At 41.4% G+C, this 914-nt stretch carries 1 protein-coding gene and 1 pseudogene; both read left to right on the top strand.

Annotated elements, in window-relative coordinates:
- A pseudogene (locus BXO88_RS16205) lies at positions 1-382 on the top strand (hypothetical protein); the annotation flags it as partial.
- A 144-nt stretch (positions 383-526) separates the two neighbouring features.
- On the top strand, positions 527-862 hold the full coding sequence (locus BXO88_RS16665; protein WP_078038750.1) for a hypothetical protein: 336 nt from the start codon (positions 527-529) through the stop codon (positions 860-862).
- Positions 863-914 lie beyond the last annotated feature (52 nt).

Here is a 914-nt window from a genome sequence, read left to right on the forward strand (position 1 = left end):
GGAAAATACAGATAATGAATTGGTCAGGATGCTGACGGATTTGTTTGATGAAAGAATCGATGGAGTAGAAAAGGTTAAAAAATTAAAGTCAGAGTATGGCTTGAGGATGACGAAAGAAGTGGAAGGTGAGGTGACGGATATGTGTACGTATGCAACGGCGATGGAGAATAAGGGTGTTGAAAAGGGCATAGGCATCGGCAGAGAACAGGGCATAGACATTGGCAGAGAACAGGGTATAGGTATTGGTTTAGAGGCCGGAAAAAGAGCATTGGTTGAAGAGATGCTTCGTTCCGGTATGGCACCGCAGGATATATCAAGTTCTTGTAAGCTTTCACTGGATTATGTCTTGGAAATTCAGAAAGGAGTACTTGTAAAAGAGTAGATTTACGTGATCTCTACCTGTGGCAGTGGAAGGTACAGTTCTGCGGTTTGGAATATAAAAAAGGTGCATTCTATTTGGCTTTGTACGGAAGCGGCGCAGACCCGGGCTAATTCGATCGAGATATATGATATAAACAGGCATTTCTTGTATGGAAGTAATACAGACAAGCCGAGATATGATATATTAAATGCCATAATTGTTTATATCAGCGGTAAACACGATTCGGAAAATACAGATAATGAATTGGTCAGGATGCTGACGGATTTGTTTGATGAAAGAATCGATGGAGTAGAAAAGGTTAAAAAATTAAAGTCAGAGTATGGCTTGAGGATGACGAAAGAAGTGGAAGGTGAGGTGACGGATATGTGTACGTATGCAACGGCGATGGAGAATAAGGGCGTTGAAAAGGGTATCGAACAGGGCATTGGTATCGGCAGAGAACAGGGAATAGGCATCGGTTTAGAAGCCGGAAAAAGATAAAATATACCCTATAAAGTGGACACTTTAAGAAGAAGGGAACCCTAAAAATGGA

The organism is Oribacterium sp. C9, from assembly GCF_002007235.1.
GTDB lineage: Bacteria > Bacillota > Clostridia > Lachnospirales > Lachnospiraceae > Oribacterium.